The organism is Novosphingobium sp. B1, from assembly GCF_900176395.1.
GTDB lineage: Bacteria > Pseudomonadota > Alphaproteobacteria > Sphingomonadales > Sphingomonadaceae > Novosphingobium.
This window is the reverse complement of the sequence record NZ_FWXL01000002.1, coordinates 95,471-121,404: the sequence shown is the minus strand read 5'-3', so window position 1 is coordinate 121,404 and position 25,934 is coordinate 95,471. Positions and strand designations below refer to the sequence as shown.

16 protein-coding genes and 1 pseudogene are annotated in these 25,934 nt (G+C 63.0%); 5 read left to right on the top strand and 12 right to left on the bottom strand.

Going from position 1 to position 25,934, the window contains the following annotated elements; all coding sequences use genetic code 11:
- Positions 1 to 54: 54 nt before the first annotated feature.
- The 3 genes from B9A23_RS04180 to B9A23_RS04170 are packed head-to-tail and all read right to left on the bottom strand — an operon-like array spanning position 55 to position 4,361.
- Positions 55 to 1,500, bottom strand: coding sequence for a TolC family protein (locus B9A23_RS04180; protein WP_084277618.1), 1,446 nt, complete (start codon positions 1,498 to 1,500; stop codon positions 55 to 57).
- Positions 1,497 to 2,642 carry an efflux RND transporter periplasmic adaptor subunit gene (locus tag B9A23_RS04175; RefSeq protein ID WP_084277617.1) on the bottom strand — a complete coding sequence of 382 codons (1,146 nt, stop codon included), beginning with the start codon at positions 2,640 to 2,642 and terminating at the stop codon, positions 1,497 to 1,499. Before B9A23_RS04175 ends, B9A23_RS04180 begins: the two co-directional genes overlap by 4 nt.
- A gap of 3 nt (positions 2,643 to 2,645) precedes the next feature.
- Positions 2,646 to 4,361 carry an ABC transporter transmembrane domain-containing protein gene (locus B9A23_RS04170; RefSeq protein WP_139797314.1) on the bottom strand — a complete coding sequence of 572 codons (1,716 nt, stop codon included), beginning with the start codon at positions 4,359 to 4,361 and terminating at the stop codon, positions 2,646 to 2,648.
- A 296-nt stretch (positions 4,362 to 4,657) separates the two neighbouring features.
- Between B9A23_RS04170 and B9A23_RS04165 the strand changes: the two genes are divergently transcribed.
- A complete protein-coding gene (locus B9A23_RS04165; protein ID WP_368655925.1) occupies positions 4,658 to 6,178 on the top strand; it encodes a phosphomannomutase in 1,521 nt (506 codons plus the stop codon).
- Between the two features lie 79 nt (positions 6,179 to 6,257).
- Entirely contained in the window at positions 6,258 to 7,121 is an 864-nt protein-coding gene (locus tag B9A23_RS04160) for a bifunctional 5,10-methylenetetrahydrofolate dehydrogenase/5,10-methenyltetrahydrofolate cyclohydrolase (protein ID WP_084277616.1), read from the top strand.
- A gap of 135 nt (positions 7,122 to 7,256) precedes the next feature.
- On the opposite strand, the gene B9A23_RS04155 is transcribed toward B9A23_RS04160, so the two are convergent.
- From B9A23_RS04155 to B9A23_RS04135, 5 genes are all read right to left on the bottom strand, one after another.
- A complete protein-coding gene (locus tag B9A23_RS04155) occupies positions 7,257 to 8,174 on the bottom strand; it encodes an iron-containing redox enzyme family protein (protein WP_084277615.1) in 918 nt (305 codons plus the stop codon).
- 44 nt (positions 8,175 to 8,218) lie between these two features.
- On the bottom strand, positions 8,219 to 9,565 hold the full coding sequence (locus tag B9A23_RS04150; protein WP_084277614.1) for an ABC1 kinase family protein: 1,347 nt from the start codon (positions 9,563 to 9,565) through the stop codon (positions 8,219 to 8,221).
- Complete coding sequence (locus B9A23_RS04145; RefSeq protein ID WP_254894974.1) at positions 9,562 to 9,897, bottom strand: thiol-disulfide oxidoreductase DCC family protein; 336 nt, start codon at positions 9,895 to 9,897, stop codon at positions 9,562 to 9,564. Before B9A23_RS04145 ends, B9A23_RS04150 begins: the two co-directional genes overlap by 4 nt.
- 152 nt (positions 9,898 to 10,049) lie before the next feature.
- Positions 10,050 to 12,269, bottom strand: coding sequence for a xanthine dehydrogenase family protein molybdopterin-binding subunit (locus B9A23_RS04140; RefSeq protein WP_084277613.1), 2,220 nt, complete (start codon positions 12,267 to 12,269; stop codon positions 10,050 to 10,052).
- Positions 12,259 to 12,741: a (2Fe-2S)-binding protein gene (locus B9A23_RS04135; protein ID WP_084277875.1), complete on the bottom strand. Its 483-nt coding sequence runs from the start codon at positions 12,739 to 12,741 to the stop codon at positions 12,259 to 12,261. Before B9A23_RS04135 ends, B9A23_RS04140 begins: the two co-directional genes overlap by 11 nt.
- 196 nt (positions 12,742 to 12,937) lie before the next feature.
- On the opposite strand from B9A23_RS04135, the gene B9A23_RS04130 reads away from it, so the two are divergent.
- The 3 genes from B9A23_RS04130 (at position 12,938) to B9A23_RS04120 (ending at position 16,735) form a co-directional block, all read left to right on the top strand.
- A complete protein-coding gene (locus B9A23_RS04130; RefSeq protein WP_084277612.1) occupies positions 12,938 to 14,122 on the top strand; it encodes an acyl-CoA dehydrogenase in 1,185 nt (394 codons plus the stop codon).
- 169 nt (positions 14,123 to 14,291) lie between these two features.
- Positions 14,292 to 15,884 carry an acyl-CoA dehydrogenase family protein gene (locus tag B9A23_RS04125; RefSeq protein ID WP_084277611.1) on the top strand — a complete coding sequence of 531 codons (1,593 nt, stop codon included), beginning with the start codon at positions 14,292 to 14,294 and terminating at the stop codon, positions 15,882 to 15,884.
- On the top strand, positions 15,884 to 16,735 hold the full coding sequence (locus tag B9A23_RS04120) for an HTD2 family dehydratase (protein ID WP_084277610.1): 852 nt from the start codon (positions 15,884 to 15,886) through the stop codon (positions 16,733 to 16,735). Before B9A23_RS04125 ends, B9A23_RS04120 begins: the two co-directional genes overlap by 1 nt.
- Positions 16,736 to 16,780: 45 nt before the next feature.
- Here B9A23_RS04120 and katG read toward each other — a convergent pair.
- The 4 genes and pseudogenes from katG to mprF all read right to left on the bottom strand — a co-directional run bounded on the left by katG (position 16,781) and on the right by mprF (position 25,930).
- Positions 16,781 to 18,972: pseudogene (katG, locus tag B9A23_RS04115) on the bottom strand (catalase/peroxidase HPI).
- Positions 18,973 to 19,121: 149 nt separating this feature from the next.
- Complete coding sequence (locus B9A23_RS04110; protein ID WP_084277609.1) at positions 19,122 to 22,433, bottom strand: glycosyltransferase; 3,312 nt, start codon at positions 22,431 to 22,433, stop codon at positions 19,122 to 19,124.
- Positions 22,434 to 22,514: 81 nt separating this feature from the next.
- Positions 22,515 to 23,312 carry an AcvB/VirJ family lysyl-phosphatidylglycerol hydrolase gene (locus tag B9A23_RS04105; RefSeq protein WP_084277608.1) on the bottom strand — a complete coding sequence of 266 codons (798 nt, stop codon included), beginning with the start codon at positions 23,310 to 23,312 and terminating at the stop codon, positions 22,515 to 22,517.
- The gene (gene mprF, locus B9A23_RS04100; protein WP_084277607.1) at positions 23,309 to 25,930 is read right to left on the bottom strand and encodes a bifunctional lysylphosphatidylglycerol flippase/synthetase MprF; all 2,622 of its coding nucleotides are present in this window, start codon (positions 25,928 to 25,930) and stop codon (positions 23,309 to 23,311) included. The genes B9A23_RS04105 and mprF overlap by 4 nt, the downstream gene beginning before the upstream one ends.
- Positions 25,931 to 25,934: the final 4 nt, after the last annotated feature.

The following is a 25,934-nucleotide window of genomic DNA, read 5'->3' as shown; positions in this document are numbered from 1 at the left end:
CGCACTAGGACAAGGCGGTTGCATCAGCGCCAACCGCCGCCTCCGGAAAACCCCCTAGAGGCCTAATTGCTCGCGGTCGGCCAAGGCCGCCACGAGTTCTGCCTGTGCCGCGGCATGCCGATATTTCGCGTCGATCTCGCGAATTGTGGCATCGGCCAGCGATTCCTCGCGCAGATTGACCAGCAGGAAATCGCTTGCCCCCAAGGTGAAGCGCCGGCGTTCGGCCTCGGCCATGCGGCGGGCAAGAGCCGCCTCGGCGGTGGCGAGACCCGCAAGCTTTTCTGCGCCGGCAACTTGCGTTCGCAGGTTCGAGATTTCGACGCCGATCTGCTCTTCCAGAAAGCGCAAGCGGAGCGACAGGGCGTCCTGTTCGGCAGCCACTTCGGCGATCCGTCCCTTGGCCGCACGCTGTTCGAGCGGAACCGAGAAGCGTACGCCAACCGACCCTTCGAGGGGACGCCGTACCGGCGATCCAGGACCGAAATCCTTCGATGCTTCGGCACGCACGTCAAGACGGGGCTTGAGTTCGTTTTCGGCAAGGCGTGCGCGAATTCCCGCCTGCTCGATGCGTGTGATTATCGTCTGGTAGTCAGGACGCCCGGAGATGGCCGAGTTCTGGTCGACCAGCCGGGGGACGACACCATCGGTCAGCATTCGCGGCAACTGGTCGGGCGAGGGTACGACTGGCTGGCCAAGGCCATCACGGAGGAACAGCGACAGCGCAGTTGCCTGAATCTGCAGGTTCTGCTCCCACTGCAGCATCAGCCCCTTTCGGCGCATGATATTCTGCTGGTTCTCGATCCCGAGAATGGCGGGGCGGGCGCCGAGCCGGATCTGCTGCTCGATCGAGGCCTGGCGCGCTTCGGCAAGTTCGAACAGCTCGCGATAGATGCGCACGCGGAGACCTGCGGCCACCCACTGCTGGTACGCATCGATCGCACGGCGCTGAACCCCGATTGCCACAAGATCGCGGTCGAGTTCGGCAAGGTCGATATCGCCTTGCGCCAGCTCACGCCGGCCGCGACGCTCGTCGATCACCCGGTCGCGCAGGAGCGAGAACACCCCACCCGCCTTCAGCTCGCCCAGCTTGTTGGTGATCTGCTTGCCGTCATAGCTGGCGAAGCTGCCGCTGGAGACGCGATAGCCGCCATAGATCTGGCCGCCGTTGTTCTGCAGTGGTCGATAGGCCGAAACTTCTGCCGTGGACCCATCATAATAGCCAAGTGGCCGAAGGTTCGCCTCGGCATTGAAGACCAGATCGAACGCGCCTTCTGCCGTCAGCGCACGCGCGTCTGCCTGACGTTGCCTTGCCATGGCTTCGAGAATCTGCGGCGCGTGCGCGGCCGATGATTCCAGCACGTCGCGCAGGGTGAGCTCGGGAGAGGTGGCAGTTCCCTTCGCCGGTGGTGCGATACTTGTCTGGGCAGCTGCCGGCGGCAGAGCCCCGGCAAGCGCCACGACCAGTCCCAGCGCGATCCGCAGGGGCAGGCGGCGGATCATTTCGCGTCCTCGCTCCCGTAACCGTCGCTTTCATAGCTGCCCGACTTCGCGCTCTTACGCTTTGCCGCGTCCTTGTCCGACAGGGCCTTGGCTGCTGTACCCTTGCGAGGACCGGGATCGACGGGCGTCGGGAATTCGAGCGGGAAGTCGTTCAGCTGGCGCCATAGTTCGTAGCCGATGCTGACGGTTTCCATCTGGATCCAGCCACGCACTTTCGACCCTAGACGCGCGTAGTTGACGTCCGGCCAGGCAGGCTTGCCTGGCGCCGGCTCGACCAGCACGCGGAACAGGCCGTTCGTCTGCGCCGAAGGGTCAACGGTCAACACCCTGCCATCGAACATCCCTTGCGCCACTGAGGGCCAGCCGCTGAACTGGATCGCCGGCCAGCCTTCAAAGTGCAGCCGCACCGGTTGTCCCTTGCGGACCAGCGCGACATCCCGGCCATCGACCAGTAGTTCGACAACGCGCTGTGCGTTATCTGGTGCGAGGGTCGCCAGCATGTCGCCTGCGCTCACCAGCGTTGCACCGGCGGCGGTGTTGAGCGACTGAATCCGTCCATCGTGCGGCGCGCGAACCAACTGCGCCGATTGCCGGCCAAGTGCGATATCGACCTTGTTGAGCTTGGCACGGGTCTCGGCCAGCTTTGCATTGAGTTCGGCCACCTTGATCTGCGCAGATTCATAATCGCGCCGCGCAGCCAGGCCTTCGGCGTAGAGAGCCGAAAAGCGGTTTACGTCGAGACGAGCGGTTGTCATCGCCTGTTCTGCAGCCGCGATCTGGGCGAGAACCTGCTCACGCTCGGCGCCCAGGCGTGACAGGAGCATGGGGTCGTTGTCGATGATCCGGGCAATCGGATCACCCTTTCGCACCTGTTGGCCATCGACCACGTACCACTTTTCCACGCGGCCCGGGACCAAGGCAGTCACCTGCTGCACGCGATCCTCGGGATTGAGAGCGATCACCTCACCGCGGCCAGGAGCCGTCTGCACCCAGTCAACCGCAAACAGCAGGATCAGGATCAGGGGGATCGACACAAGGATCATCCGGCCAAGCGCGCGTGTGGTGCGGGGCACCTTCAGCGACGCAAGCGTACCGAAGCCGGGAAAGTCGTGGGCACGGTGGGAGCTTGATGGTGCAGCCATGGCTCAGACGTCCCCTTCGCGGGTCGGCACGACCGCTTGCGGCGTTGCGCCCTGTCGTTGTTCCGATGCCCCGAGCCATAGCCACATGTCGCGGCCAAGGCCCTGTGGGCGCCCTGTGAACTGGAGCACCGTGGTGCCATGCGGGCGCAGCGCTTCGAGCACTCGGTCCAGCCGTTCGGGCGGGAGCATATCGTAGATCGCCGAGAGCATCAGCACGCGCGGCCGGGCCAGCACCGCGCCAGCCAGCTTGAGCGCCATTGTCTCTCCGATCGACAGCGGCCAGCCCGAAGTGGACAGCAGGGCATCAAGGCCGCCTTCAAGCGAACCGATCCGCCGATCCAGCCCGACCAGTTCGAGCGCTTCCAGCATCGCCTCGGCTTGGCCCGGCGCACTGAGCGACAGGTACTGGCGCACCGACATCTCGACGATCGTCGGGCGATCAAGCACGATGATGTCGGAGCGCAGGCGATACATGTCGAGCGTGCCGAGGTCCGCGCCACCAACCGACACGAAGCCGCTCTTGGGCACCTCAAGCCGCTTCAGCAGCGCAGCAAGGCTGCGATCAACGCCAGGCTCTGCGATCACGCCGACCTGCGCGCCAGCCGGAACGGCAAAGTCATAGCGGTTGCCGCCGTGGCGAACATCACGCAGCCGGATCGAGCCATCAGGCGGACAGGCTGCGTCGGGCTGCGGTATGGCTTCCTGCGGCACTTCCCAGAACAGGTGCAACTCCTCGAGGCTGCCGGCCATTTCGTAGAAGACCTCAAGGTAAGTGCCCAGTTGCGCAACGCCATAGAACACCCCCGACAGGATCAGTTCTGCCGCCACCAGCTGGCCGATCGAAAGTTCTCCCTGAAGAATCAGCCAGCCCCCCATCGCCAGAAGACCTGCGCTTGCCAGTGCGTAGAGCAGCAGCAATGCGATCGTCTGTCCGAAGGTATAGTGGAAGTGTCGGCGATGGGCGGCGACGTATCCGGCCGTCATGTCTTCCGACCGGGCAATGGCGAAAGCCATGTGGCGGCTCGACTTGTAGACGCCGTTCGAGGCGCCGACCGTTCCCAGCCAGTGGGCGGTGGCGTGTTTTGCATGGCTCTTGGCCACGGCGCTTGCGATCGAGGAATTTGCCCAGACTCGCCATATCACCAGTACGGTGATCGTCAGCACCAGATTGAAGGCGAGGAAGAACGGGTGGTAGAAGCTCGTCACCACCAGCCCCACGATGCTTTGCAGGACGATCGTGAATCCGGCGATCAGCAGGCTTGTCAGTGATTTCTGCACGACGCCCATGTCGAAGAACCGGTTGAACAGGTCCCCACGCCGCGCATCGACGAAGAACGGGTTCTGAGCATGCACCGCGCGCATCGTGATCTCGGCCACGAGCCGCGCGAAGAAACGACGTTCGAAATGCGCCAGCAGATGCACGCGGAACGCGCTCAATACGGCCCAACAGAGGAGCAGAACGAACAGTATCGCGGCAAGGGTCAGCAACGGCGCCGGAAGCGCAGTGTTCGCAACCGAATTTATCAGAAGCTGAACCGATATCGGCGTTGCCAGCGAGAGCAGCGAGATCGCCACGCCAAAGACCAGCGCGAGGCGGATGAAACCCGAATCCGGTCCCAGCACCTGGCGCGCCCAGCGAAGGAAGTCGCGAAAGGTAGGAACGTGGTGGCTACCGTGTGCCTCGCCCCCGGGCGGGCTGGTTTCGGCATTCAAAGCCATGGAATTGGTTCGATCCGATCTGTTAGAGCCAATGGCGGAAGGTCTTCGCAAGTGCAGCACAAGTGGAGAGCAAACGGTTACGATGTGGCAACCTTGTGTGAACTTTTTTTGCTGGACGGCAGTCGATATGAACCGGGACATAGCTGTAGCAGGCGGGGATATCGATAGCACAGTTGGGAACCCGCGAGGGGTTCGCCCGGTTCGGATTGCAGTAAAGGCGTTTGGCCAAGTCCGCAGGGTTTGTCTAAAGGCAGTTTGGGCAGGCCGGCTGCGGCTTGCCGGATACTCAAAGGAACATGCTGGCGATGAACGACTTTCCCGAAGAAGCCGGACCGACGGTTGCAGAACTGATGGCGACTTCGGGCGTGCCTTTTGGCACCAGCGGAGTTCGCGGTCTGGCCAACGACATGACCGATCGGCTCTGCCACGCCTACGCAACGGCGTTCCTTCAGTATTTGCGCCAGATTGGAGAGTTTTCCGCCGGTGATCGGGTCGCGCTGGCAGGCGACTTGCGCATCAGCACCCCGCGTATCCTTTCGGCTTGTGCCACAGCAATCCGCGATTGCGGCGGTGAGGTCGTCTATTGCGGCCGCACGGCTACCCCCGCTCTGGCCTTCTACGCCATGGGCGAAGGAATGCCGTCGATGATGGTAACCGGAAGCCACATCCCGGCCGATCGCAACGGCATCAAGTTCTACCGTCCCCATGGCGAAGTGCTCAAGAGCGACGAGGCTGGCATCGTCGCGCAACGCGTACGCCAGGATCCCGCCAGTTTCGGCAACGACGGCGGTCTGCTGTCGTCTTTTGACCTTCCCGAAGCGGTCGATGTCGAGGCTCCGTATGTCGCTCGATACGTTCGGCACTTTGGCTCTGATGCACTCTCTGGCCTGACGATCGGGGTCTATCAGCACTCCGCCGTCGGTCGTGACATGCTCGTGAGTCTCGTCGAGGCACTGGGCGGAAAGGCGCTCCCATTTGGAAGGTCGGAAACCTTCGTACCTGTCGATACCGAGGCAATCCGGCAGGAGGACAGCGAACTCGCTGCCGACTGGGCAGGCTGGAACCAGGTCGATGCCATAATATCGACCGATGGCGATTCAGACCGCCCGCTGATTTCCGATGCCAGTGGGACCTGGCTGCGTGGTGACATCGTCGGCCTGCTTTGTGCCAAGGCGATGGATGCCGATGTGGCGGTAACGCCGGTCAGTTCAAACACTGTCCTGGAACTTAGCGGCGCTGTGCCCAAGGTCTTGCGGACACGTATTGGATCACCCTATGTCATTGCCGAGATGATGCAGGCGGCGCAGGCTGATCCCGCAGCCCGCGTCTGCGGTTATGAAGCCAACGGCGGCTTTCTACTCGGCAGTCCGGTGGGAAGTCTTGCACCCCTGCCGACGCGCGATGCTGCGCTGCCGATCATTGCGGTTGCAAGCCTGGCAAGGCAATGCCCCATTGCCGATGTTCTGGCAGAACTGCCGCCACGCTTCACCTTCAGTGATCGCGTGGCTGATTTTCCGCAAGCTGACAGCAAGGCGCTGCTGGCGCTGCTCTTGGAAGGGGAGGAAGACGCACAACTGGCGCGGATCGCGCGCCTCTTTGGCGAAATTGCCGGTTTCCCCACCACTATCGACAAGACCGACGGCTATCGCATGACCTTTGCAGATGGTGCGATCATCCATTTCCGTCCTTCGGGAAACGCGCCCGAATTGCGTTGCTATACCGAAGCGGAAAGCGAGCAGCGGGCACGCGCGCTAAACCATGCGGCCCTCTCTCACGTGCTGGAAGAGATCGTGCCCGAAGCAAAGGCTGCATCGTGATTGTATGCAACACATACAATATTGTCAGTTGCGCCATGGTTGGCTAGGGAAAGCTCCGCAATAATCGCGGGGTGAGGCAATGGCAGAAATCATCGACGGCAAGGCGCTGGCTGCAAAGGTGCTGGCAGGAACGGCGGAAGAGGTTCGCGCAATCGTGTCGGCCGGCGGTGACGCACCGGGCCTTGCGGTGATCCTGGTTGGAAAAGATCCCGCCAGCGAAGTCTACGTGGGCCGGAAGATCGCGCAGTGCCGCAAGGCCGGTATTCGGTCGATCGAACACCGCCTGCCAGCAGAGACCGAGCAGGAAGTCGTCCTCGCCTTGATCGACGAACTCAATGCCGACCCGCTGGTTCACGGCATTCTCGTCCAGTTGCCGCTGCCCAGGCACATCGACGCTGCACGCGTGCTTGATCGGATCGATCCTGCCAAAGACGTCGACGGCTTCCATCCCGTCAACGTCGGGCGCCTGTCTACCGGAACGGGCGGACTTGTGCCCTGCACGCCGCTCGGCGTGATGCTCCTGCTCGATAGCGTAATCGATGACTACCGTGGCCTGAACGTCGTGGTCATCGGCAAGTCGAACATTGTCGGCAAGCCAGTGTCGATGTTGCTGCTTGAGCGGGAAGCGACCGTGACGGTCACGCACATCGAAACGCGCGATCTGCCCGATATCGCACGCAAGGCCGACGTGATCGTTGCCGCTGCCGGCGCGCCGCAACTGGTTCGCGGTTACTGGGTCAAGCCGGGTGCGGTCGTCATCGATGTCGGCATTACGCGGGTTGCCGATCACGATGGCAACACCCGCATCGTCGGCGATTGCGCGACTCATGAACTGGACCATGCCAAGGCTGTTACACCGGTCCCCGGCGGCGTGGGGCCGATGACGATCGCCTGCCTACTCAGCAATACGGTTCTTGCTGCCAAACGCGCAGCAGTTGCATGAAACGCAAATATAGAAGCGCTATTCTCATTTGCGGCCTCGACTGATCGTCCGCATATCGGACGGGCCTTTCAGGCATCCTCTCCCAAACTTCAAAAGGGCCGGCGCGAGTCGGCCCCTTTTTTTGCCTGGCATGGGTCAAGCCCCGGGCGCGTGCGACACTGTCGCCCACAGATGCTTGCGGTATCGCGCAAAGCAGCGTTCCCCGCAAACCAGCCGCATCAGCGCACCTTCGGCCATGGCCGTTGCCCGGCGGGGGTCTTCGGCGACAAGCGGACGGAAAGCCTCCCTGTTCCAGTCTTCGCTGTGCTTGACATCAAGGACGGCATGAAGGTCGAAATATCGTCGCTCCCGATCGCTCAGTCCAATGCGTCGCAGACCCTGTGCAACCATGGCCGAGCGTCCCGGTGCAGTGAGTTCGATCACCCCCAGCGCACCGACCGAATGCCATGCGAAGGCGCGGTTGGTGGCCATCGCCGTCATTGCATTGGCAAGGGCGAGACTTTCCCAGACGGTCCCCTCGATGGTGGGCCGGACGCACAGCGTATCTGCCAGTGCGGCCAGCATGGGGCCATGCATCCCGCGGGGATTGCCACGTCCCATTTCATCCCAGTAATTTCGTGCCAGTTCGAGTTTCGCAGACTCGGGAAGCTTGATCTGCGTGAAGGCAACGAGATCGTCGAACCCGGCTTCTCCGGCGGCTTCCTGTTCGAAGAACCAGCAAAGTTGCTCGCGGTTCGCATCGCCCGCAAGCCAGGGGAACAGAGGATCGCCTTGCCCGGGGCCGACATCCTTGAGATCCTCGAACCATTGTACGAAGCCGTCGACGTGAGTTGGCGCAGAAGCCGCCCATCCTTGCACCTCGGCGCGCAAGTCTTCGAGAAACTGCGCCTCGAGATATCGCATGCGCGCTTCGTGTTCGAAATGATCGGCCCAGTCGGCTACCGGATAGCCCGGTGACAATCGGGTGCGGTTCCAATGCGCCAGCATTTGCTGGATCTTGTCGCTGGCAAAGCGCTGTGCTTCGATCGGGCGGGGCTGGCTGGCTATCTCCATGAAATCACAACGGATTGTGATCAGCCCTGTTCCGCCATATGCACTTATTGTCCGGCTGCAATCACTTGCGTCAAGTTTGCGCCGATGGCTTGGGCTACCATGTCTCGCAACGGCAAACGGGCTTTCATCCGTATGGCCAGCAGCGCTGTCCCGCTGACCTTGCGCTGCACGAATAGTGTATCGATCGGAGGAATGTGCCACGATGAGCGGTCCGAGGCGATCTTCTCGGCTTCGGCCCGCACACGTTCGACGAACGAGCGGTCGGCAAAATCGAACAGACCAGGTTTGCCCAGGTGGTCGATCAGCACATCAATCGCGCGGTCAAACGGATCGTGATGGCGGGCGATCTGTTGTTCGGACACGAAGCCTACTTCGATCAGCGCTGCCCGCAGCGCGTCCTTGTCCTCGGACAGCCCGGCTGCCATCAACCGGCGATAGGCCTGCGTGGTGGCCGGTGGAACTGGCCGCGCGGCACCGAAATCGAGCAGGACCAGGCGCCCGTCGTCAGGGCGCCAGCGAAAGTTTGCGAAATTGGGATCGGTCTGCATGAACCCGAACCCGAACAGTTCGCGCAGCACCAAGCCGAGCAGCGCCTCCATCGCGTTGTCACGCACAGCTTGCGGCGCGCTGGCCAGAGTGTCGATCGGACGAGCTTCGATATAGTCCATCGCCAAGACCGTGGCCCCTGAGAGAGGCGCATAGGGCCGCGGCACCACGAAGCGGCTGTCATCTGCCAGCAGTTCGCCATACCGGATCATCATCTCGGCCTCGCGAACATAGTCCGACTCTTCGTGAAGCTGGCGCTTTGCTTCGGCCAGCAGCGGCGTCACGTCCAGGGTCTGGGGCAGTAGGCCGGACACGCGCAGCAAGGTTGCCACGTTGTCGACATCGGCATCTATGCTTCGTGCAATGCCGGGGTACTGAACCTTGACCGCAAGCACTCTTCCGTCGGGCAGGACGGCACGGTGCACCTGTCCGATCGAGGCCGCCGCGATCGGTTGAGCGCCAAAGCTACGGAATTGTGCACGCCAGCCCGCACCCCATTCGGCGGCGAGAACCTTCTCCAATTGCGCAGGCGGCATGAAATGGGCCGATTCACGCAAGCGAGAGAGAATTTCGGTCAGTTCGCGAGGCAGGACATCACCCGCATCCATTGAGATCATCTGCCCGAGTTTCATGGCCGCGCCACGCAGGCGCGAAAGCTGGTCAGCCACCCGCCTCGCATTGCCAGGCGTGAGGAGCATGTCCGAAAGACGCGGTGCCTCGCCGCGCGCGAGACGGCGCGCCCCTTCGGCAAGCACGCCGCCGGCAACGCCACCGGCAAGCTGGCCAAATGCTGCCAGCCTCGAAATCCGGGCTTGGGGAACCTTGCGATAACGTGATCCGCTCACTTCAGAAGCCTTTGCAGTCGGGGGCGGACCGACAGGAAACCCAGATATGCCCTTTCCAGCAAACGCTCGACCACGCCAAACCGCGCCAGCACACCGAGCCAGCGCAAAGCCGGTATCGCGCGCCACATTGCTGCAAAGGCTGCGGCGCCGGACAGGATGCGCTCGCCCTCCATTGCGTGAAACCTCGCAAGCGCAGCGCGACGGTCAACCGGGCACGTCGCGCTTTCGTTTGAAATATCAATGAAAACCAGAGCGTTGCGGCGATCAAGCCACCGCATTGCCGCGATCTCGCGACGGCATAAGGGGCACGCGCCATCGTACCAGACGGTCACGCCCCTTTGCTGTGCCCGCAAGCCTGGCTTCGAGATTTCCAGCGCCAATCGCTTGTCCCACGCCTGTCATGCGGCACAATGCCGCAGGACGAGCGGGTTAGGCTGCGCTCGCCATGGCCGATAGACGGCCTTTCGCCCATGTAATGACCATGTCAGGCCTCGTAGGGCAGGGATCGTACCCGCCTTCCGGTCAGGCTTGAGATGGCGTTGGCCACGGCTGCGACCGCAGGTGGCAGCGCCGGTTCTCCAAGACCGGTCGGTGGGAAATCGGTACGGACCATCGTGATCTCGATCGGCGGGACAACATCGATGCGGGGCAGGGTATAGGCGTCGAAGTTGGCGACCTGAACCTGCCCTGCGGCAATCGGAACCTTCAGGCCGCTGATGACCTGGCCGATTCCTTCGATCATTGATCCACGGATCTGCTGCTCGGCATTCATCGGATTGATCACAGTGCTGCCGATGTCGGCCGCTACCCACATCTTTGCAACCTTCACCGTGTCACCGGACTTCACGCAATCTGCCACCACGGCAAAATAGCCAAGATGGCTGAAGTAGAAGCCGAATCCGCGCCCCTTCGGCGCAGCACCCCGCCAGCCGGAGCGCGCCATCACTTCGCGAATTACGCCTGCGGCACGTCCCGTGTGGAAGGCGGGGGGCTGCCAGATGTCGGGGACGCCGGGTAGCTTTGGCGGTTGCACAAGGCGGGACTCGCCCAGGGTCTCGAGCATGAACTCCGGAAGCGGCTTGCCAGCAGCAGCCGCCACCTCGTCAAGGAACCCCTGCGTTGCGAAGGCCAGCGCGTTCGATCCCGGCGCGCGCAGCCAGCCTAGCGGAATGTTGCTTTCCAGCAGCGTCAGCCCGAGCTCCGCGTCGGGCACGAGATTGGCGGGCACCAGATCATTGGGAAGCTCGCTTCCCCGGCCTGGTTCACCCTTCGCGCCAAAGCCCACCAAGTGCGTCCGGAAAGCCGTGAGGCGCCCCTGCGCATCAAGACCGGCCTCAAGCTTCTGGAAACCCGCAGGGCGGAAGAAATCGAGCTTGAAGTCCTCCTCGCGTTCGAGGATCAGCTTGACTGGCAATCCCGGCACTTCACGGGCGATGGCGGCAGCCAGGATCATGAAATCGCTCTGCAGACGGCGGCCGAAGCCTCCGCCGATCCGGGTGAGGTTGACGGTCACAGCCCCGACGGGAAGGCCCATCGCCTTGGCTACTAGTTCCTTGCCCTCGTTGGGCATCTGGCTTGGTGCCCACAACTCGATCTTGCCGTCCTTGAACTGCGCGGTGCAATTCTGCGGCTCGAGCGTGGCGTGCGAGAGGAACGGGTAGCTGTATTGCGCCGAGACGGTCTTTGCCGCCTTGGCAAGCGCGGCATCGACATCACCTTCCTTGCGCACCGAGGTTGCCGGCTTCGCTGCAAACGCTGCCGAGGCAGCAGCGGCAAACGTCGCATCGGAATGCTTGTCCCGTCCGGCATTGTCCCATTCGGCCACGAGCGCCTTGCGTGCCTCGCTCGCTGTCCACCAGCTGTCGGCCACCACGGCGAGCGCATCTACCGGGGCATCGTCATGCCCAAGCTGGCGCAGCACCACGACCTTGCGAACACCCGCCATGGCCAGCGCTTGCTTGGGATCGTGGCTTTTCAGCGTCGCGCCGCGCACCGGTGCGGTCAGCAGTGCCGCATGGACCAAGCCCGGCAGCACCGTGTCGACGCCAAACAGCGGTTTGCCCGCAACGATGGCGGGGGTGTCAGGCCCCGGCACTGGCCTGCCAATGATCGAGAAGGTCGCCGGATCCTTCAGCTTCAGCGAAGCTTCGGCAGGAACGGCTTCCTTGGCAGCGGTTGCGGCCAGGGAGGCATAAGGTGCGCGCCTGTTCGTTCTGGCATGGAAGATCTCGCCCTTCGCGGTCGTGATCTCTGTCGCCGGGACGCTCCACTGCCGCGCTGCCGCGGCCACGATCATGGCGCGCGCGGTCGCGCCCGCCTGCCGCATCGGCATCCAGTTCATCGGGGTCGACATCGATCCACCGGCGAACTGTTCGCCAAACCTTGATTGGTCAGCGACGGCCTGCTCCACCTTGACCGCATCCCAGGCCACGTCGAGTTCCTCGGCGATGAGCATCGGCAACATGGCCTTCACGCCCTGGCCGATTTCCGGATTCTTTGCCGTGATGGTCACGGTGTTGTCCGCCGCGATGGCGACATAGGCGCTGATGCGGGATGCAGCAATTCCGGCCGAGCGGGCAGCCGCAGGTTGTGATGCCTGCGCCATCGCGATTTCGATATCGAAAGCAAGCGCGCCGCCTGTTGCCAGCATGGCCTTGATGACAAGGCGGCGGTCGGCTGCAAGAGCACGGGTATCAACGGACATCTGCGCCTCCTGCCGTTTTCTGCGATGCAGCCTTGCGGATAGCGTCGCGGATTCGGTGGTATGTGCCGCAGCGGCAAAGGTTGCCTGCCATCGCGCTGTCGATGTCTTCGTCAGTCGGGCTTGGGTTGCTTTCGAGCAGGGCCACGGCGCTCATTATCTGTCCGGCCTGGCAGTAACCGCACTGGGGCACGTCGATCTCGGTCCAGGCCTCGCTGACGCGTTTGCCGACCGGGTTGGCCGACACGCCCTCGATCGTCGTGACCTGGCCCGAGCCGACAGCATTGATAGGCGTGATGCACGAACGGACCGCCTGGCCATCAAGGTGCACGGTGCACGCTCCGCACAGGCCAGCACCGCATCCGAACTTGGGGCCAAGATAGCCAAGGTCCTCGCGAAGCACCCACAAAAGCGGCTTCTCGTCAGGGACGTCCACTTCCCTAGGCTTGCCGTTCACCTTTATCATCGTCGGCATCGCGATTTCCCCATGCGACATGCATCATCGCTTTGCCGTATGCGCACGGCAAAGCGATGACAAATACCTTTTCGTGCGGCCGGACCGTTTACAAGGCAATTACGAAGCGAGCCTTCCGCGCGAAGGCGCCGCACACTTGGGTGGTTGAAGTCATCTGATTTCACGTGCAATCACCTGCCGCAAAGGAGAGTTTGAGATGGTAGGTATGGTTCCGTTCGATTGGGAAGATGCGTTGGCGCTTGATGGCCTGCTCACCGATGACGAGCGGATGATCCGCGATGCCGCGCGCGCCTTTGCGCAGGATCGCCTCGCCCCGCGCGTGATCAGGGCATTTGCGGACGAGTACACCGACCCGGAAATCTTCCGCGAAATGGGTGAGCAGGGCCTGCTCGGCGTGACCTTGCCCGAGGAGTACGGCTGCGCAAATGCCGGTTACGTCTCGTACGGGCTTGTCGCGCGCGAGGTTGAACGGATCGATTCCGGCTATCGCTCGATGATGAGCGTGCAGTCGAGCCTCGTGATGTTCCCGATCTATGAGTACGGTTCGGAAGAGCAGCGTCGCAAGTACCTGCCAAAGCTCGCTACAGGTGAATGGATCGGGTGCTTCGGCCTGACCGAGCCCGACGCAGGGTCCGATCCCGGCGGCATGCGCACGCTCGCCCGCAAGGTCGATGGTGGATACGTGCTAAACGGTGCCAAGACATGGATTTCCAACGCGCCCATCGCAGACGTGTTTGTCGTTTGGGCCAAGAGCGACGCGCATGGCGGCGGAATTCGCGGATTTGTTCTCGAAAAGGATATGGCGGGCCTTTCCGCGCCCAAGATCGACAACAAGATCAGCCTGCGGGCGTCGATCACGGGCATGATCGTGATGGACGAGGTGTTTGTGCCTGACGAAGCCCTCCTGCCCAACGTGCAGGGGCTCAAGGGTCCTTTCGGCTGCCTCAATCGCGCGCGCTACGGCATTTCATGGGGTTCGCTAGGCGCCGCCGAGTTCTGCTATCACGCTGCGCGGCAGTATGGCCTTGACCGGCACCAGTTCGGACGGCCGCTGGCTGGCACCCAGCTGTACCAGAAGAAACTGGCCGACATGTTGACCGAGATTACGCTGGGTCTTCACGCCTCGCTGCAGGTCGGGCGTCTGATGGATGCGGGCAAGTTCGCGCCCGAGATGATTTCGATCGTCAAGCGCAACAACGTCGGCAAGGCGCTCGACATCGCGCGGATGGCACGTGACATGCACGGCGGCAACGGCATTTCCGGGGAATACCAGGTAATCCGCCACATGGTAAACCTGGAGACGGTGAACACCTACGAAGGCACTCATGACGTTCATGCCTTGATCCTTGGCCGCGCCATAACCGGTATCGCCGCTTTCTGAGACAAGCCTGCACCGCACGATGCGGTTTGAGCGCGTGTTCATGCCTCCCGCGCAGGTCACAGCGCCGGAGGCCACGCCGCAATCTTGTCAATCGGCCTCAGGGGACTGGAAACGGTCCGCCACGGGATGATAGCGCAGGACGAGAGGTGGAAGAGGATCTGTAGGGCGAATGGACGAACAGTTCGTGATGCTGCTTGAGCCTGCGCGAGCCTATCTCGCGGCAGCCCAGCGGGCGCTGGCGATCCGGCTCGAAAAAACGCGGATCGATACCGAGCAACGGGCCGCGCATGGCGTGGCATGGCTGGCTACAAGCATCGCAGCCCTTGACGCCGTTTCCAACTGGGCCCGCGCGGCAAATTCGGACCTGGACCTGGACATCGCAAGGCTCGCCCTTGCCGAAACGCTTGCGCAGATGGCCGGTGGCCTGCCGATGGGCCAGAATGAGCTGTTCCGTCCTGCCGATCTTGGACTTGGGCGCGAAGCACGTGATCTTGCCGCCGCCTGCGCGGATGTGGTCGATGTCGATCATTCCGAGACCCGTGCGCGCGTGGCCAAGGCACTTGTCGATGGGCAATGGCCGTCCGAGAACCTCGGTGATCCGGAGCTTGATGCGATCCGCGATCAGTTTCGCCGATTTACCGATGCCGAAATCCTGCCCCATGCGCACAAGTGGCACCTGGCCAATGCGCTCATTCCCGAAGCAACGATCCGCCAGATGGCCGATCTTGGCACTTTCGGTGTCTGCATTCCTGAAGATTTTGGCGGGCTTGGGCTGGGCAAGCTGGTCATGTGCCTCGTTACGGAGGAGCTTTCGCGCGGGTGGATCGGTGCGGGATCTCTGGGCACCCGGTCCGAAATTGCCGGCGAGTTGATTGTTCTGGCAGGCACCGCCGAGCAGAAGGCGCAATGGCTGCCCCGTATTGCGCGCGGCGAGGTCCTGCCGACCGCTGTCTTTACCGAACCCGATACCGGGTCGGACCTGGGCTCGCTGCAGACCCGCGCTCGCCAGAATGCTGCTGGGCAATGGGAGATCACTGGCGCCAAGACCTGGATCACCCACGCTGCCCGTTCCGATCTCATGACCTTGCTGGCAAGAACGCTGCCGGACGCGCAGGGCTATGCCGGCCTTTCGATGCTGCTCGTGCCAAAGCCCCGTGGCCGCGACGATGACCTCTTCCCTGCCGAAGGAATGAGCGGGAGCGAGATCGAGGTGCTCGGCTATCGCGGCATGCGCGAATATGCGCTTCAGTTCGATGGCCTTGTCGCACCGGCTGACGCGCTGCTTGGCGGGGTGCAGGGGCAAGGTTTCAAGCAGTTGATGCGCACTTTCGAGGGCGCCCGGATCCAGACGGCCGCCCGCGCAGTCGGCGTCGCCCGCCGGGCGCTAGAACTCGGGCTCGACTATGCGCGTGCCCGCAAGCAGTTCGGCAAGGCGATCGCGCAGTTCCCCCGCGTGGCCGACAAGCTGGCGATGAGCGCCGTGGACATGGTGCTGGCGCGCGAGCTTACGTATGCCGCTGCCCGGGCCAAGGATTCCGGCAAACGGTGCGATATCGAGGCAGGGATGGCCAAGCTTCTTGCAGCGCGAACGGCATGGTCGAACGCTGACGCTGCGTTGCAGGTTCACGGCGGAAACGGCTACGCGCTTGAATACGAGATCAGCCGGGTACTTTGCGATGCGCGCATCCTGAACATCTTCGAAGGCGCAGCAGAGATCCAGGCGCAGGTAATCGCTCGCGGCCTTCTTGAAGGGCGTAACTGATGTCGGCATGGCAAAGCTGGATCGGCCGGACTCAGCAGAGCCATGACCGCGTCGATGCCGGGCTTTGCGCGCGATGGCTTGCCACGCTGGATCGTGAGGGTCCGGCTGACGGGACCATTCCACAAGGGTTGCATTGGTGCCTGTGTGTGCCCGATTCAGCAACTTCGGCGCTGGGCCTCGATGGCCATCCCTTGCGGGACGAGAGCGCAGAAGGGTTTCTTCCGCCTGTTCCATTGCCGCGCAGGATGTGGGCCAGCAGCAAGGTGGAATTTGCCCGGCCAATGTTGATCGGCGCCGGAGTGTCGCGCAAGTCCACGATCGTCTCGGTCAGCGAAAAGACCGGAAGTAGCGGTCATCTCGTTTTCGTCGACATTGGCCACGAGACTTCGTGCGACGGGGAGGTTGCCGTGCGCGAAACCCAGACGGTGGTCTATCGCGCTGCTCTGGCAGCAGGAGCCCCGATAGTCCCTCCGCCGGCAGGCAACGCGCACTTGGATCTTTCGGATTGGCGCACCAGCAAAATGGTAGTGCCGTCCGAGACCCTGTTGTTTCGATTTTCCGCGCTGACGTTCAACAGTCATCGCATTCACTACGATCTGCCCTACGCCACCCGAGTGGAGGGCTATCGCGGTCTTGTCGTTCACGGCCCCCTGACCGCAACCTTGTTGCTTGACCTTGCGCAGGCAGAACTCGGCGACAATGCGCTCAAGTCCTTTTCCTTTCGCGGGCTTTCTCCGGCAATCTGCGGCGAGCCGCTTCATCTGGCGATGCGGGGCGCGGAACAAGCGATGGAACTGGCGGCCTTTGCCGGAGACGGACGGCAAGTCATGGCAGCCAAGGCATCGGTTTGAAAACGATGACGGCTCCGCAGCACGCTACGGAGCCGTCGATTACACTCAGGCCAGATCGAAGCGGTCGGCGTTCATGACTTTCGTCCAGGCCGCGATGAAATCCTCGACGAACTTCTTCTCGTTGCCGATCTCGGCATAGACTTCAGCCACCGCGCGCAATTGCGAGTTCGAGCCGAAGACAAGGTCGGTGCGCGTGGCGCGCCAGCGCTCCTCGCCGGTTGCCCGGTCGGTGCCGACGAATTCCTCGTCACCGCTGGTGTCCACCGTTTTCCACTTCGTGCCCATGTCCAGCAAGTTGACGAAGAAGTCATTGGTCAGAAGCCCCGGTCGGTCGGTAAGGACGCCCAGCTTCGTATTACCGGTCGTGGCACCAAGAACGCGCAGGCCCGCCACCAGCACGGCCATCTGCGGGATTGAAAGTCCAAGCAGATGCGCGCGGTCAAGCATGATCTCCTCGGTTTTCACCGTCTGCTTCGTGGCAAGGTAGTTCCGGAACGCGTCGGCTCGAGGTTCGAGCACGGCGAAGCTGTCTGCGTCGGTCTGCTCTTCGCTGGCATCGCCGCGGCCACCGCTGAATGGAACGGCCACGTCGAACCCGGCATCATGCGCGGCCTTCTCGACCGCCGCTGTGCCAGCCAGCACAATCGCGTCCGCCATCGAGATTTCACCGCGCAGTCGCTCGATTGTCGAAAGCACCCGCGCCAGTTCCTGCGGATCGTTCACCGCCCACTCCTTCTGCGGGGAAAGGCGGATGCGTGCGCCATTGGCGCCACCACGATGATCAGACCGCCGATAGGTCGAAGCCGAGGCCCAGGCCGCCTTGACCAATTCGGCGGTGCTGAGGCCGCTGGCAAGGACCGATGCCTTGAACGCATTCGCGGCGGCGTCCGATGGCGTGGTGCCGCGCGGGATCGGGTCTTGCCAGATCAGGTCTTCGGCCGGCACCTCGGGCCCGAGGTATCGGACCTTGGGTCCCATGTCGCGGTGGCAAAGCTTGAACCAGGCCCTTGCGAATGCATCGTCGAGCGCAGCCTGATCGTCGCGGAAGCGTTCCGAAATCTTGCGATAGTCCGGGTCCATCTTCAGCGCCATGTCGGCAGTGGTCATCATGGTCGGCACGCGCTTCGACAGGTCGCGGGCATCCGGCGCCATGTCTGCGGGATCGGGGTTGATCGGCTGCCACTGCTGGGCACCGGCCGGGCTGCGCACCAGTTCGAAATCGTACTTGAACAGCAGGCGGAAGTAGTCACCGCCCCATTGCGTCGGATTGGGCGTCCAAGCCCCTTCGATGCCGGAGGTGGTGATGTGGCCCTTTTCGATCTGGTCGGCATCTGTGGCCCAGCCAAAGCCCATCAGTTCCATGGCCTCGGACTCAGGGGCGCCGCTCAGCTGCTCGGCGGGAACCGCACCATGGGCCTTGCCGAAAGCATGGCCGCCGGCCGTCAAGGCGACGGTTTCCTCGTCGTTCATGCCCATGCGTTCGAAGGTGACGCGCATGTCCCGGGCCGACTGCAAGGGATCGGGCACCCGCCGGGGCCTTCCGGATTTACGTAGATCAGACCCATCTGGATTGCCGCAAGCGGGGTTTCCAGTTCCCATTCCTTGTCGGGCTGGATGCGGGTTTGCGCGCCTGTATCGACCCAGGCTTCTTCGGTACCCCAGTAGACATCACGCTCTGGCTCGAAGCTGTCTGGCCGGCCACCGCCAAATCCGAACACGGGGCCGCCCATCGATTCAATGGCGACGTTCCCGGTCAGGATGAACAAGTCGGCCCAACTGATGTGCTTGCCGTACTTGCGCTTGATCGGCCAGAGCAACCGGCGGGCCTTGTCGAGATTGCCGTTGTCGGGCCAGGAGTTGAGCGGGGCGAAGCGCTGCTGTCCGCTGCCCGAACCACCGCGTCCGTCGGCTGTGCGGTACGTCCCGGCCGAGTGCCACGCCATGCGGATGAAAAACGGACCGTAGTGGCCATAATCGGCCGGCCACCAGCTTTGCGAGTCCGTCATCAGGGCACGCAGGTCTGCCTTCAGCGCGGCATAGTCGAGCGTGTTGAATGCCTCTGCGTAGTTGAAGTCGGCACCCATCGGGTCGGGCGATGCACCGTTCTGCGTCAGGATGTCGAGCTGCAGTGCGTCGGGCCACCAGTCGCGGTTGGTTCGTCCCAACAGCGCGCGAACCCCGCCGTCCTTGGCATGGAAGGGGCAATTGCCACGCATTTCGCCTGTTTTCATGTCCATCGCTTTTGCTCCTTGATCGTTTGGAGGCAACCTATGGCAAGATCATTGATCGCAGAAATGACTATTTCGCGTCAGACAAATCAACAAAATCGATTTACTCCGAACCATTTGATCAACGGGGTGGAGTGTCGGTCACATGGCGACACGGGTCAACTGCGCGCTCCGGCAACAGTGGCATCCACGCTGCCGCTGCGATCAAGCTTGCCCCAGCCGACCACCCAACCACCGATGGCAGAAGCGAGCGCACGCAACACCACCCAATACATGATCTGGCGATAAACCAGCCGCTGCGCGATCAGCAGTCCTGCCGGGTAGGTCGGCCGCTTGTCGTCAAGCCGGTAGGCAATCCAGCCGCAGGCCACGTCAATGGCGCAGAACGCGCTCCAGTGCAGGGCCATTGTCCCGAGATCGCCTTGCGTCTGCGCCCAGCCGTGCTGCACCACACGCGCCACCGTCGAGATGATGGAAATGACCAGTGCCGCGTCGATCAAGGGTGAGATCGCAGCGAACACGATCTGGAACAGCCACGCCTGGGGCAGGCCGATGAGTCCAAGTCCTGCCGGCTGGCGCGACGTGATGACTGCGCGGTGCTTCCAGAGGCATTGCAGCGTGCCGAAGGCCCAGCGATAGCGTTGCTTTGCCAGCGAGCGGAAGCTCTCGGGCGCTTCGGTCCACGCCACGGCGCGCGGATCGTAGGTGACGCGCCAGCCCTTGCGCTGGATCGCGATCGTCAGGTCCTGATCCTCGGCAAGGGTGTTTTCAGGATAGCCGCCCACCGAATCCAGCGCCGCGCGCCGCCACGCGCCGACGGCGCCCGGAACCACGGTCATCGCCTCGAATCCGGCAAGCGCGCGCCGTTCGAGGTTTTGCGCGGTGATGTACTCCACCGCCTGCCACCGGGTGACCAGATTGACGCGGTTGCCCACGCGCGCGTCGCCAGCCACTGCGCCGATCTGGGAGTCGGCAAACCATCGTGCCAGGCGGCGGATGGTCAGCGGCTCGAATTGGGTATCGGCATCCAGCGCGATCACCACTTCGCCCGAGGCGTGCTCGAGCGCACGGTTGAGCGCAGAGGCCTTGCCACCGTTGCGCAAGGTCAGAAGGGTTACGGCGGAATTGTCCCCGAAGCGTTCGCGGATCACGCGGCTGGTGCCATCGGTTGAACCGTCATCAGCCACGATGACCTGCAAGGCGGGGTAGTCGCTCGCCAGCACACGCTCGACCGATGCAGCAATGACGCGCTCCTCGTTCCACGCAGGGATGATGACGGACACGGTTGGTCTGTATTCCGGCGGTGCCTCGCGCAGACTGCGGCTTTGCCACCAGGCCAGGCCAGCCATCATCACCGCGCGTGCTATCCCGAGGGAAATGGCGAGGAAGAACAGCCAGGTCACCCCCAGGCCCAGGAAGTGCAGCACGACGAATGCCGCCACGTCGATCCGCACTGCCGTCAGGTCAGACGGCGCCAGTTTTGGCATGGCTTGAGCCGGCGGAACGCCGACCAACTGCGACGCGGTGACGAAGTGATAGCCTTCGCCTTTCAGGGCGGAGATAATGCGGGGAAGGGCGGCGACGGTCTGCGCGCGATTGCCGCCACCATCGTGCAGAAGGATCACGTTGCGGCTCGACTCTTCGCTGGCCCCGTGAACCTGATCGATCACCTGCTTTACAATAGCGTCCGCCCCGGGGTTCTGCCAGTCGTTGGGATCAACGTGCAGGCCGACGATGGTGTAGCCTGCCTTTTGCGCATTGAGAGCTGGCTGCAATTCATCGGCCGTGGTCGGTTCCGCGTCCCCGAAATAGGGGGCACGAAACAGCGTCATGCTGTGGCCGGTGAAAGCTTCGACCAGGCGCTGCGTGGCATTCAGCTCCAGCGAAGTGCCGCGGTCGGAAGCGTTGGCCAGGTTGGGATGCGTATAGGTGTGATTGCCGATTTCATCGCCATCGGCCACCATCCGGCGCAGCAATTCCGGACGAACGAGCGCGTTCTCGCCAATCACGAAGAATGTGGCAGGGACATGCGCACCTTCGAGCGTTGACAGCACCTTTGGCGTCCATTGCGGATCGGGCCCGTCGTCAAACGTCAGCGCCAGCAGCTTGGGATCAGCCCCGCCGCTGCGCCGCACCACGAAGGGGGTGGGCAGGGCGGAATAAGTCTCTTCACGGATGAGGTGCTGGCTGTCAAAGCGCAAGGTGCGCGCTCCAGCAACAGGCGTCGCGGTAATGCGCAGGATCTCGCCGTTGCCTTCAACATCATTGCCACTTTCCGAGGCCAGCCGAGAAAGATCGGGCGTCTTGCCCGAACGCAATGCCGCAAGGTCGCTCCAGTAGCCCGGGTCCTCGGTGCCGAGACGCCACAGCGCGATGTTGCCGACGCCGAGGCGCCCGAGAGCAAGCATCTCGTTCCAGTTCGTTGCCGCATCCAGCATCCATACGGTGTGTTGCGAACCATCGATGGAATAGGCGAAGCCGGTATTGCCGCTGGCCTTGTCGAAGGTTGGCTTTGCATCGCTGTCGTGCGCTGCCAGCCAGGCTTCGTTGATCGCCAAGGCATCGGCTTCCTTGCCGTGCCAGTCATAGGCGTAGCTGCCCAGTGCAATGACCAGCCGGTCGGGGGCGATGCGCCGCGCCGCGTCTTCCACCTGCGACAGGTACCAGCCTTGCGACGCGATCGGACCTGCACTCCCGCTCTGCCAGTGTTCGTCGTAGGCCATGACGATGACCTTGTCGGTTGCCTTGGCCATGGCTTCGAGCGGCCATGCCGGATCGCCCGCCGGCGCAGTCACAGCAAGCTGCGCATCGGTTGGCAGGGCAGTGTTAAGCTCGTGCAGGAAATGCAGGTAGGCTGGCATTGAACTTGCCGGCAGATTCTCGAAATCCATGACAAGGCCGGCGCCGCCATGCTGGGCACTGTAATCGACAAGCTGGCGCACGAGCATCGCGCGCCTTGGCCGCGATTCCAGAAGGTGGGCGATTCCCTGGCCATCCCAACCGTCCTCGCTCACGTTCTGGACCATGGGCAGAACATGGAAGCGATGCGGGCTTTTGGCAGCAAACGCATCGAGCCGGCTGTCGTTGGTGACCGCAATGGTCCTGTCAGCGCCGGTCACGTTGATGGTGGCCGGCACCACCCAGTCAAGCTGGTCGGCGTGGCGTGACAGCGAGAAGAAGCTGCCGTCGCTGCCGGGCTGATAGAAACCGATGCTCAAGCTGGTCGTGTTTGCGTGGTGGTGCAGCCGCGGCAGCCAGGATTTCAGTCCTTGCAGCCCATGCGCGCCATGAAGTGCGGCTGACGCGTAGCGCGGCTGGGGCAACTCAAGTTCACGCTGGCGTGGCACCATGACGAGCGTCGTGGCAAAGGCAATGGCGCCCAGCACGATGGCCAGAAACAGAAGGGCAAGAGAACGCTTGGCCAGGACGCTGCGACGTCCGGTGGGATCGAAGAAGATCGGGCGAGTCATGGTGTGTCAGATGCTCCGAGAGGTTCGGATGTCATGCCCTTGCGCACATTCCCCGGCGGTGGGCGTTTCATGAACTCTGTGTCATGACCGGCCGTCAGGGGCCGCACTTCTGTCATTGACGTGCGGGGCAGGTGCCGTTGCAGCGATGGCTGCGGTCATCGTTTCGATGACCCTTGCCGCATCGTGATCGAGGTAATGATCGCCGGGCAGCACGATACTGCGCTGGGACGGTCCATGCAGGAGCGGGCACAGACTGGAACCCTCCTTCTCGCCCTGGATGCAGGTCAGGGGCAGATCGATAAGCCGGCCTAGCGCCGCTGCAGGCCGGGCATCCGGCTGGCCGAGATAGGCAAGACCGCTCGGATCGGCTCGCAGGTGGACGTTGTCTGACGGCACGACAAGGATCGCGGCGGCGATGTGCTGGCGCACCTGTGCGGGAAGCTGCGGCAGAACCGAGGCAATCACGTCTGCACCGAACGATTGACCTGCGAGAACTACCTTTTGCGCGTGGCCGCTCAATGCCGCGCTGATGGCGTCGATCACGATTTGCCGCGCCTGATCGGGGGTCTTGCGGCTGGCGAATGCCACGGGGGAACTTACGCCGGTAACGCGATAGCCTTGGGCGGCAAGGCCGCGGGCAATGCTCCCGCTCATGCCCAGATGCAGTCCCATGTCCCCTGACAGGAACACCATCGCGTCCGCCTTGGGCTGCCCATCCGGCGCATAAGCAACTCGCTCTTGCCAACCGAGCAAACCAAGCCGGGGGGCCGTGGCAACAACGCCGAGCAGAAAGCCGACAGCCGCCAGCACAATGGTAGTCCAGCGCCGGCCAGATCTGCGCCTGCCGGAACTGCGCTTGGCGACGATTGTCCCCGTCATGCCGCTTGCTCGACGAGTGGCGGGACGTTGCCAGAAACAGGTATCGGGATGATCGCGGCCTTGGCCGGGTGCTTTCCGATGAGCCGCGAGGCGTCACGCAGCGATTGCAACAAGGCGACGCCCTGTGGCCCGGCCAGATAGCGCGGCTGCCATTGGGGAGCGAACTTGTCCTTGTAGGCGCGCAGGCCGCGAAAGCCGTAGAATCGTTCGCCATGCCGAAACACGAGTGCGGCAGCACGTGCCCATGCAGGCGCAAGGCGTCGTCCCTCGATGCCCGAAAGTGGAACCATGCCCAGGCTGAAGCGGCGATAGTCCTGCCGTTGCGCCCAATCCAGCAAGTTCACGAACAGGAAATCCATCGTGCCGCGCGGTGCATCTTCGGCATGGCGCATCAGGTCTACCGAAGCTTCGCTTCTGCTTTTGGTGAGCCAGAGGTTCGCAAAGGCGACGATGCGACCCTCGTACATGACCACGGCTACATCAGTCTTTTGAATGTAGACCCGGTCAAACCAGCCCAGGCTGAAACTCTTCTCCCGCCCATCGCGCGCGGCGAGCCATTCGTTTGAAATCTTCTCCAGATCGTCAAGGATCACAGGGACGGCCTCGGCCGGGACTATGCGGAAGCTGGCACCGTCGCGGGCAGCAACCCGCTCGGACTTGCGGACTGACCGCAGAGCAGGCGTGTCGATGGTGAAGTCGGCAAGGTCGATGACCGCTTCTTCTCCATATTTCACGATCTGGAGGCCAAGGCTGATGGCAATATCCAGGGCAGCCGCGGTCGCCTCGTATAGTAGCACACGGCCTTGCTGGCGATGTGACATGTCGCGGATGCGCCACAGCAGACCTTCCCAATCCTCGGTCGCACCTACCGGGTCACCCATCACCACCCACGTCGCACCTTCCACCTGGTACATCAGGAACGCTTTCCCGCTTTCGGAGATCAGGAAACGCTTGTCTCCGGTCATCGCGAGCATCGCCTCGGTGCGGTCGGCGCGGGCGAGGATGCGCTGGATTTTCTCCCATTCCTCGGCGCGGGGCAGTGCCGCCGGCAAAGGGGCAGCGGGCGAGAGCATACGCCAGGTCGCATAGCCCAGGAGCAGGACGACGCAGCCCAACATCGCCCGAAGGTAGCGCGGAGCCTCGGCGGTCAGCGTAAAACGCCACCACAGTGCGTCGCTGTAAGGCACGTGGCGATAGGCAAACAGGCCTGCCCACCCGGCGAGGATGGCAGCCATGGCGATAGCCACGATCCAGCCAGCACCGACGGGTTGCGCCGTCAGCGCGGTGCGGCGATCGAAGCGGCGGCGGCCGCGTTGCAGTAGGAATGCGACGACTGCGCAAGCAGCGGCTTCCTCGTAGTCAAGCCCCTTGCCCAGCGAGAACAGGACGCCGCCGACAAGAAGCACGCGCGCCAGTACCGATGCACCATCGAGCCTGCGATAGAGCCCCGGCGCGACCAGCATCAGCGCCGTCCCGACCATGCTTGCCGCAACGTGACTGGTTTCTATCGCCGCCAGCGGCAAAACGTCGCCCAGTGCGCCGATGCGCCAGCCAATTGGCGGCAGGGCGCCAGAAAGCAGCAGCATCGCGCCGGCAAGGAAGGTGGCCGTTCCCAGCAGCACGGGCAAGAGATCGGCAATGACCGCGCGCAGGCCGCCGAAAGCCTTCGCGAGGCGTGGCGACCGGCTGAGTTCATGCCAAGCCAGAAGAAACACGCCCAGCACGAGCGGCAGAAGGTAATATATCACCCTGTAGGCGATCAGGGCGGCAAAGACGCTGGTGCGGTCCTGCTGCGGAAGTACGGCAAGAACGGTCGCCTCGAACACCCCGAGACCGCCGGGAACATGACTGATCAGGGCCGCCACGATGCCGAGCGACCATGCCAGGACGAACACGGGCAACAGATGGTGGTCCGCACCGGGAAAGAGGACGAACAGTGCCGCGCTGGCGCAGGCCAGATCGAAGAGCCCGGTCGCGAATTGCGATGCAATCGCCGAGGCACCCGGCAGGGGAAGACTGATCCCGAACAATGTCAGAGGCCGTGAATGCCGGACGGTGAGGATTACAAGCAGAACGATGGCAGCAAGCGTCGCAAGCCCGGAGTACTGGAGAATATTGCCGCTCAGCATCAGCGGGCCAACCTGGATGGATCTGTGACCGAGCATCATCGCCAGCGCAGCAACGAGGCTGACCGCAGCCCAGAACGTAGCTCCGGCCAGAACCACGACACGCGCCACGTCCGGCCCATCCAGCCCTGCGGCAACATAGATGCGATACCGCGCCGAACTCCCCGTCAGCAGTCCGAACCCGAGGTTGTGGCTGAGCGTGTAGCTGGAGAATGATGCGAGGGCAGCTGTGCGCCAGGGCAGGGGCCGTCCGATGACATTGAGCGCGATGTAATCATAGAAAGTGAGCGCAAGGTAGCTTGCTGCTGTGAGACACAAAGCCACACCGATCCGCCAGGGCTGCAGATCATGCACCGATGCGCGCACGTCGGCATATCGCACCTCGCCCGTCAGGCGGTCGAGTGCGAAAAAACCCAGCACCGTCAGCGCGATCACGACAGCGATGGTGCCCAGCCGCCGCAGGCGGTCCGTGGGCGCAAAACGGAAGCGCATGATT

Coding starts and splice junctions, on each gene's coding strand:
- B9A23_RS04160 (WP_084277616.1), top strand. CDS start 6,258: ATGGCAGAAATCATCGACGGCAAGGCGCTGGCTGCAAAGGTGCTGGCA.
- B9A23_RS04105 (WP_084277608.1), bottom strand. CDS start 23,312: ATGACGGGGACAATCGTCGCCAAGCGCAGTTCCGGCAGGCGCAGATCT.
- B9A23_RS04130 (WP_084277612.1), top strand. CDS start 12,938: ATGGTAGGTATGGTTCCGTTCGATTGGGAAGATGCGTTGGCGCTTGAT.
- B9A23_RS04120 (WP_084277610.1), top strand. CDS start 15,884: ATGTCGGCATGGCAAAGCTGGATCGGCCGGACTCAGCAGAGCCATGAC.
- mprF (WP_084277607.1), bottom strand. CDS start 25,930: ATGCGCTTCCGTTTTGCGCCCACGGACCGCCTGCGGCGGCTGGGCACC.
- B9A23_RS04135 (WP_084277875.1), bottom strand. CDS start 12,741: ATGCCGACGATGATAAAGGTGAACGGCAAGCCTAGGGAAGTGGACGTC.
- B9A23_RS04140 (WP_084277613.1), bottom strand. CDS start 12,269: ATGTCCGTTGATACCCGTGCTCTTGCAGCCGACCGCCGCCTTGTCATC.
- B9A23_RS04170 (WP_139797314.1), bottom strand. CDS start 4,361: ATGGCTTTGAATGCCGAAACCAGCCCGCCCGGGGGCGAGGCACACGGT.
- B9A23_RS04175 (WP_084277617.1), bottom strand. CDS start 2,642: ATGGCTGCACCATCAAGCTCCCACCGTGCCCACGACTTTCCCGGCTTC.
- B9A23_RS04125 (WP_084277611.1), top strand. CDS start 14,292: ATGGACGAACAGTTCGTGATGCTGCTTGAGCCTGCGCGAGCCTATCTC.
- B9A23_RS04110 (WP_084277609.1), bottom strand. CDS start 22,433: ATGACTCGCCCGATCTTCTTCGATCCCACCGGACGTCGCAGCGTCCTG.
- B9A23_RS04180 (WP_084277618.1), bottom strand. CDS start 1,500: ATGATCCGCCGCCTGCCCCTGCGGATCGCGCTGGGACTGGTCGTGGCG.
- B9A23_RS04155 (WP_084277615.1), bottom strand. CDS start 8,174: ATGGAGATAGCCAGCCAGCCCCGCCCGATCGAAGCACAGCGCTTTGCC.
- B9A23_RS04165 (WP_368655925.1), top strand. CDS start 4,658: ATGCTGGCGATGAACGACTTTCCCGAAGAAGCCGGACCGACGGTTGCA.